This window comes from Mycolicibacter sinensis, assembly GCF_001667945.1.
Taxonomy (GTDB): domain Bacteria; phylum Actinomycetota; class Actinomycetes; order Mycobacteriales; family Mycobacteriaceae; genus Mycobacterium; species Mycobacterium sinense_B.
This window is the reverse complement of the sequence record NZ_LZJK01000069.1, coordinates 34,905-42,130: the sequence shown is the minus strand read 5'-3', so window position 1 is coordinate 42,130 and position 7,226 is coordinate 34,905. Positions and strand designations below refer to the sequence as shown.

Genomic DNA, 7,226 nt, shown 5'->3' with positions numbered 1-7,226 from the left:
GGGCCCGCCGATGTCGGGCAGGTGGTCGGTGCGGGTGCGCTCCGGCTTGCCGGGCGGATGCAGCGAATACGAGAACATGCAGGCACCGGTCGTCGGTGGCGTGCGGTTGCCGCACGGCAACGGCGAGACCATCCGGCTGGCGCGCGGCGCGTCGCTGAGTGACTTCGCCGAGAAGATCGACGCCAACCCGGCAGCGCTGGTGCAGGCGCTGTTCAACCTCGGTGAGATGGTCACCGCCACCCAGTCGGTCGGTGACGAGACGCTGGAGCTGCTCGGCAGCGAGATGAACTTCGTCGTGCAGGTGGTCTCGCCCGAGGACGAGGACCGCGAGCTGCTGGAGTCCTTCGACCTGTCTTACGGCGAAGACGCCGGCGACGAGGCCGACCTGCAGAGCCGCCCGCCGGTGGTGACGGTGATGGGTCACGTCGACCACGGCAAGACCCGCCTGCTGGACACCATCCGCAAGGCCAACGTGCGCGAGGGCGAAGCCGGCGGCATCACCCAGCACATCGGCGCCTACCAGGTGGCCGTCGACTTCGACGGCTCGCAGCGGCTGATCACCTTCATCGACACCCCCGGTCACGAGGCGTTCACCGCCATGCGTGCCCGCGGCGCCAAGGCCACCGACATCGCAATCCTGGTGGTCGCCGCCGACGACGGCGTGATGCCGCAGACGGTGGAGGCGATCAACCACGCCCAGGCCGCCGACGTGCCGATCGTGGTGGCGGTCAACAAGATTGACAAGGAAGGCGCTGACCCGCAGAAGATTCGCGGTCAGCTCACCGAATACGGCTTGGTGCCTGAGGAATTCGGTGGCGACACCATGTTCGTCGACATCTCGGCCAAGCAGGGCACCAACATCGCGGCCCTGGAGGAGGCGGTGCTGCTGACCGCCGACGCCGCCCTGGACCTGCGGGCCAACCCCGACATGGAGGCCCAGGGTGTGGCGATCGAGGCGCACCTGGACCGCGGCCGCGGCCCGGTGGCCACCGTGCTGATCCAGCGCGGCACGCTGCGGGTCGGCGACTCGATCGTCGCCGGCGACGCCTACGGGCGGGTGCGGCGCATGGTCGACGAGCACGGCGACGACGTCGAAGAGGCGCTGCCGTCGCGGCCGGTGCAGGTCATCGGCTTCACCTCGGTGCCCGGCGCCGGCGACAACCTGCTCGTCGTCGACGAGGACCGGATCGCCCGCCAGATCGCCGACCGGCGCAACGCGCGCAAACGCAACGCCCTGGCGGCGCGCTCGCGCAAGCGGATCTCGCTGGAGGACCTGGACTCGGCGCTGAAGGAAACCAGCCAGCTGAACCTGATCCTCAAGGGCGACAACGCCGGTACCGTCGAGGCGCTGGAAGAGGCCCTGATGGGCATCCAGGTCGACGACGAGGTGGCGCTGCGGGTGATCGACCGCGGAGTCGGTGGTATCACCGAGACCAACGTCAACCTGGCATCGGCCTCGGATGCGATCATCATCGGCTTCAACGTGCGCGCCGAGGGCAAGGCCACCGAGCTGGCCAACCGCGACGGGGTGGAGATCCGCTACTACTCGGTGATCTACCAGGCCATCGATGAGATCGAGAGCGCGCTCAAGGGCATGCTCAAACCGATCTTCGAGGAGAAGGAGCTGGGCCGGGCAGAGATCCGGGCCATCTTCCGGTCTTCGAAGGTGGGCAACATCGCCGGCTGCCTGGTCACCTCCGGCGTCATGCGCCGCAACGCCAAGGCGCGGCTGCTGCGCGATTCGGTGGTGGTCGCCGACAACCTCACCGTCTCCTCGCTGCGGCGGGAGAAGGACGACGTCACCGAGGTCCGCGACGGCTACGAATGCGGTCTGACGCTGACCTACAGTGACATCAAGGAAGGCGACGTCATCGAGACCTACGAGCTCGTCGAGAAGGCGCGGACGTAGTGGCGGATCCGGCTCGGGCGCGGCGGCTGGCCAAGCGGATCTCGACGATCGTCGCCTCGGCAATCGAGTACGAGATCAAGGATCCGCGGCTGGCCGGGGTGACGATCACCGACGCCAAGGTGACCGCCGACCTGCACGACGCGACCCTGTACTACACGGTGCTGGGCCGTTCCCTGGACGACGACCCCGACTATGGCGGTGCTGCCGCCGCCTTGGATGGGGCCAAAGGAGTGTTGCGGTCCAAGGTCGGCGCCGGAACCGGGGTGCGGTTCACCCCGACCCTGACGTTCGTGCGGGACACCGTGCCCGACACCGCCCACCGCATGTCGGAACTGCTGGCGGCCGCACAGGCGGCCGACGCCGACCTGGCCCGCATCCGGGAGGGTAAACAGCCGGTCGGGGACCCCAACCCGTACCGGGAGGCCCCGGGACGGGCGGGTGCCGAAGACAGCGGTGACGGTGAGCGATCGGGCGGGTGACCCGCTGCTTCCGGGCCGGCGCGTCGACGCCGCCGGAGCCGTGGAGCTGCTGGCGGGCGCAGGCACGCTGGCAGTGATCTGCCATGTGCATCCCGATGCCGACACCATCGGTGCCGGGCTGGCGCTTGCCCTGGTCCTGCGCCGGTGCGGCAAGTCGGTCGGTGTCAGTTTCGCCCGCCCGGCCTGTCCCGCCGAGCTGCCGCAGTCCCTGCGGTCGCTGCCGGGCGGCGAATTGCTGGTCAGGCCCGAGGCGCTAAGCCGCGACGCCGATCTGGTGGTCACGGTCGATGTCTCGAGCGCTGATCGGCTCGGGGCGCTGCAGGAGCTGGCGGGCGCCGGTACTGAGTTGCTGGTGATCGATCACCATGCGTCTAATCAGCTGTTCGGGACGGCGAATTTCGTTGATCCGTCCGCGGATTCGACGACGATGATGGTGGCGGAGCTGATCGACGCGTGGGGGCAATCGATCGACGCGGACGTGGCGCACTGCCTGTATGCCGGGCTGGCCACGGATACCGGGTCGTTTCGGTGGGCCAGTGCCCGCGCCTACCGGCTGGCGGCGCGGCTGGTCGGCGCCGGCGTGGACAGCGCGGCGATCACCCGCACCGTGATGGACACCCATCCGTTCGGCTGGCTGACGATGCTCTCCCGGGTGCTGGCTGCAGCACAGTTGCTGCCCGACGCGGTGCACGGGCGCGGGCTGGTCTATGCCGTGGTCGATCACGCCGAGTGGACCGCCGCGCGGCCCGAAGAGGTGGAGAGCATCGTCGACATCGTGCGCACCACCGAGCAGGCCGAGGTGGCGGCGGTGTTCAAGGAGGTCGAGCCGGGCTGCTGGGCGGTGTCGATGCGGGCCAAGTCGTCGGTGGATCTGAGCGCAGTCGCGGTGTCGTTCGGCGGTGGGGGACACCGGCTGGCCGCCGGTTACACGGTCAGCGGCGGAGCGCACGACGTCGTCGCCGGCCTGGTCGCCGCCCTTGGCTGAGGAGTCCGGCGCCGCTACCGGCAGAAGGATTGCGGCGCTGGCGCTTCCGGCGCTGGTGGTGCTGGCCGCCGAACCGCTGTACCTGCTGTTCGACACCGCCGTCGTCGGCCGGCTCGGGGCGCTGGGCCTGGCCGGCCTGGCGATCGGCGGGCTGGTGCTGGGGTTGGTCGGCTCGCAGGCCACGTTCCTGTCCTACGGAACGACGGCGCGTTCGGCGCGCCACTTCGGTGCCGGCGACCGCGCCGCCGCGGTCGCCGAGGGGGTGCAGGCGACCTGGCTGGCGCTGGGCCTGGGCGCGCTGATCGTCATCGCGGTGCAGGCGGTGGGGGCGCCGCTGGTGTCGGCGGTCGCCGGTCGTGACGACATCGCGCAGGCCGGGTGGGCGTGGCTGCGGATCGCGATCCTCGGCGCTCCGGCGATCCTGGTGTCTTTGGCCGGCAACGGCTGGCTGCGCGGCGTGCAGGACACGGCTCGCCCACCGCGGTATGTGGTTGCCGGCTTTGCGGTTTCGGCGTTGCTGTGCCCGGTGCTGGTGTTCGGAGCGCTGGGTATGCCGCGCTGGGGCCTGCCGGGCTCGGCGGTGGCCAACTGCGTAGGTCAGTGGCTTGCCGCGCTGTTGTTCGTGCGCGCACTGCACTGCGAGCGGGTCCCGCTGCGGCTCGACGGCGCGGTGCTGCGGGCGCAACTGGTGATGGGCCGTGACCTGATCGTGCGCTCGCTGGCCTTTCAGGCCTGCTTCGCCTCGGCGGCCGCGGTCGCAGCGCGATTCGGGGCCGCGGCGCTGGGTGCCCACCAGATCGTGCTGCAGCTGTGGACATTTTTTGCGTTGGTGCTCGATTCGCTGGCTATCGCCGCGCAGGCCCTGGTCGGAGCGGCCCTGGGCGCCGGCGACGCCGGCCACGCCAAGGCGGTGGCCATCCGGGTCACGGTGTTCTCGGCGGCCGCTGCCGCGGTACTGGCCGCATTGCTCGCGGCCGGTTCGCCGGTGTTACCGGGACTGTTCACCGGTGATGCCGCGGTGCTGGCGGCGATCGGGGTGCCGTGGTGGTTCCTCGTCGCCCAATTACCGTCTGCCGGAATCGTTTTCGCCCTCGACGGCGTCCTGCTGGGAGCCGGCGATGCCGCGTTCATGCGCACCGCCACCATGCTGAGCGCCCTGGTCGGCTTCCTGCCGCTGACCTGGCTGTCGCTGATGCTGGACTGGGGGCTGGCCGGCCTCTGGTCGGGGCTGACCACCTTCATCGTGCTGAGGTTGGTGTTCGTCGGGTGGCGGGCGCTCTCCGGGCGGTGGGCGCAGGGCGGACGCCCGTAGGATCGGCTGCCGTGGCGACTCACCGCGATCGGATGCTCAGCGGGGCGCTGTATCGCCCCGAGGACCCCGATCTGGTGGCCGACCGGCAGGCGTGTCAGCGCCTGCTGGCCGCGTTCAACGACAGCCACCCCGATGATGAGGACCGCCGCCGCAGCGTGTTGGCCGACCTGCTCGGGGGCTTCGGGGCCAATTCGGTGGTCATGCCCCGATTCTGCTGCGACTACGGTAAATACATCAGCATCGGCGCCGAGTGCTTCATCAACTACGACGCGATCATGCTCGACTGCGCGCCCATCACCATTGCCGATAAGGTCTCGATCGGCCCGCGCGTCCAGCTGTTGACGGCGCTGCACCCGATCGACGACATCGATGCCCGGCGCGACGGGTGGGAGTCGGCGGCGCCGATCACCATCGGCGACAACGTCTGGCTGGCGGCCGGCGTGATCGTCTGTCCGGGGGTGTCGATCGGAGCCGACAGCGTCGTCGGCGCCGGCAGCGTGGTAACGCGGGATATCCCGGCCGGCGTTGTCGCGGTCGGGAATCCCTGCCGGGTCATCCGGCGGATCCGCTGAGCCGGCGGCGTCACCCGCCGGCGTGCATTACCGCAACGCTGCGTTCGTCAAAAAGATGAAAAAAACCTGCATGGTCTATCTATACATTTAGGTTACCCGTGGGTAGTATTCGTCCCGTTGTTACCGGTGGCACACCGGCTGACCGCAGCGGTGTAAGTCACTGACCGTGGAGAACGCAGGGGATAGGAAGCACACGAATGATGCATTATCGGTTGATAGCCGCAGGTCTGACCGTCGGCGGCGGGTTGCTGACGGCGGCGTTTCTGCAGGCGGCGGTCGCGGTCCGCGGCCCGGATGCGGACCCGGTGGGTCCCAGCGCCACCGGCGCCGACGCCTTCACGATCGGTGGCTACACCTTCGATCCGTTCAGCAACGTCACCGGAACGGACGTGGAGGGTTTCTCCCTGGTGCACCCGCTCACCAGCGGCCCGCCGCTGTTGACCCTCGGCGGCGGTAACCCCGCCGGCCTGCTGCCCATCGCCCCCCAGAACTTCGAGGTGTACGGTGCTGACGGCACCAGCCTGGGCAGCATCAACTCCAGCGTTGTCGTGACGAACCTGGCGGGTTTCACCAACACTCAGTTCACGGTCACCGAAGCCGATGCCGCAGCGGGCGGGTCCGCGGCGGACCTGCCGACAGTCGGCTCGGTGTACGACGTGTTCAACTTCGGCGGCGGCTTCGCCAACATCTACACCGCCGTCCCGGGAGCCGACGGTGCCGACGCCACCATCACCGACACCTTCGTGACGCCGTTCGGGAGCATGGACCTGAGTTCGTTGTTCGCCGGTATCGACGCCTCGGCGCTGCTACAGCCGGGCGAGGCCTTCGCCGCGCTGCACGCGGGGGCCTCCGGCGGCGGTGACGACGCCTTCGCGATCGGCGGTTACACGCTCGACCCGTTCACCGGCACCGGTGACTCGACGACGGAGGGCTTCGCCGGAGTCCCCGCGCTGGGCGGCGCGGCACCGTTCTTGGCCATCGGCGGCGCATCGTTGGGCGACCCGGCTCATCTCGGGAACGCGCTGGCCACCCAGAGCTTCGACGTCTACAGCGGTTCCGGGGATGAGGCCACGCAGATCGGCACCATCTCGACCGGCGTCGACGTGACCAACCTGTTGGGCATGACCAACACTCAACTGGTCGTGACCGGCGGCGACGGCGACGGCGTGCCGGCGGTGGGAACGGTCTATGACGCCTTCAACTTCGGCGGCGGATTCGCCAACGTCTACGTCGCCACCCCGGGCGAAAACGGCACCATCACCGACGTTTTCGTGACCCCGTTCGGCAGCATGGATCTGAGCTCTCTGTTCGCCGGCATCGATGCGTCCGCGCCGCTGGACCCGGGTGCTGCGTTCACCGGTCTGCAGGCGGGCACCGCCGCAGGTGGAGAGCAGGCCTTCGCGATCGGCGGTACCACCTTCGACCCATTCACCGGATCGGGGGATGACGCAACCGAGGGCTTTGCGCCCGTCTACCAGACCGTCGGAGCTCCGCCGTTGCTGAACATCGGCGGCGGGACGCCCGGGCTCAACCTCGGTGGCACCTGGTTGCCGCTGCCGTTGACGTCGCAGGACTTCAACATCTACGACGGCACCGGTGCCGACGCCGAGCTGCTGGGCAGCGTGCACGGCCAGGAGACGGTGACGCAGCTGTTGGGCATGACCACCACGTCGTTCGTCGTCGACGATGTCACCGCCGGTGATGGCGACGCCGCGGACCTGCCGGCGGTCGGTTCGGTCTACAGCGTTCTCAACATCGGTGGCGGGTTCGCCAACGTCTACTCCGCTATCCCGGGGCTGGACGGTGCCGACGGCACCGTCACCGACATCTTCGTGACCCCGTTCGGGAACATCGACCTGAGTTCGCTGTTCGGCGGCTTCGACGCCTCCGCGTTGCTGGACCCGGGCGACGCGTTCCTGGGGCTCGACATCTAACGAGCGGGTCGCAAGTAGCCACGTCCCAGGCGGTG

Annotated in this window: 6 protein-coding genes; all 6 read left to right on the top strand. The window is 69.3% G+C overall.

Annotated elements, in window-relative coordinates; all coding sequences use genetic code 11:
• On the top strand, positions 1-1,909 hold a 1,909-nt coding region (gene infB / locus A5694_RS09475), incomplete at its 5' end, for a translation initiation factor IF-2 (protein ID WP_234787907.1).
• On the top strand, positions 1,909-2,388 hold the full coding sequence (rbfA, locus tag A5694_RS09470; protein ID WP_064921582.1) for a 30S ribosome-binding factor RbfA: 480 nt from the start codon (positions 1,909-1,911) through the stop codon (positions 2,386-2,388). The genes infB and rbfA, both read left to right, overlap by 1 nt.
• Entirely contained in the window at positions 2,369-3,373 is a 1,005-nt protein-coding gene (locus A5694_RS09465; RefSeq protein WP_109535650.1) for a DHH family phosphoesterase, read from the top strand. Before rbfA ends, A5694_RS09465 begins: the two co-directional genes overlap by 20 nt.
• Complete coding sequence (locus A5694_RS09460) at positions 3,366-4,685, top strand: MATE family efflux transporter (protein ID WP_064921580.1); 1,320 nt, start codon at positions 3,366-3,368, stop codon at positions 4,683-4,685. The genes A5694_RS09465 and A5694_RS09460 overlap by 8 nt, the downstream gene beginning before the upstream one ends.
• 11 nt (positions 4,686-4,696) lie before the next feature.
• Positions 4,697-5,257 (top strand): sugar O-acetyltransferase, encoded by a 561-nt coding sequence (locus A5694_RS09455; RefSeq protein ID WP_109535649.1) that lies wholly within the window; start codon positions 4,697-4,699, stop codon positions 5,255-5,257.
• 197 nt (positions 5,258-5,454) lie between these two features.
• Complete coding sequence (locus tag A5694_RS09450; protein WP_064921578.1) at positions 5,455-7,191, top strand: hypothetical protein; 1,737 nt, start codon at positions 5,455-5,457, stop codon at positions 7,189-7,191.
• Positions 7,192-7,226 lie beyond the last annotated feature (35 nt).

Excerpts from the sequence above, each read along its gene's own strand:
- A5694_RS09450 (WP_064921578.1), top strand. The coding sequence starts at position 5,455 with ATGATGCATTATCGGTTGATAGCCGCAGGTCTGACCGTCGGCGGCGGG.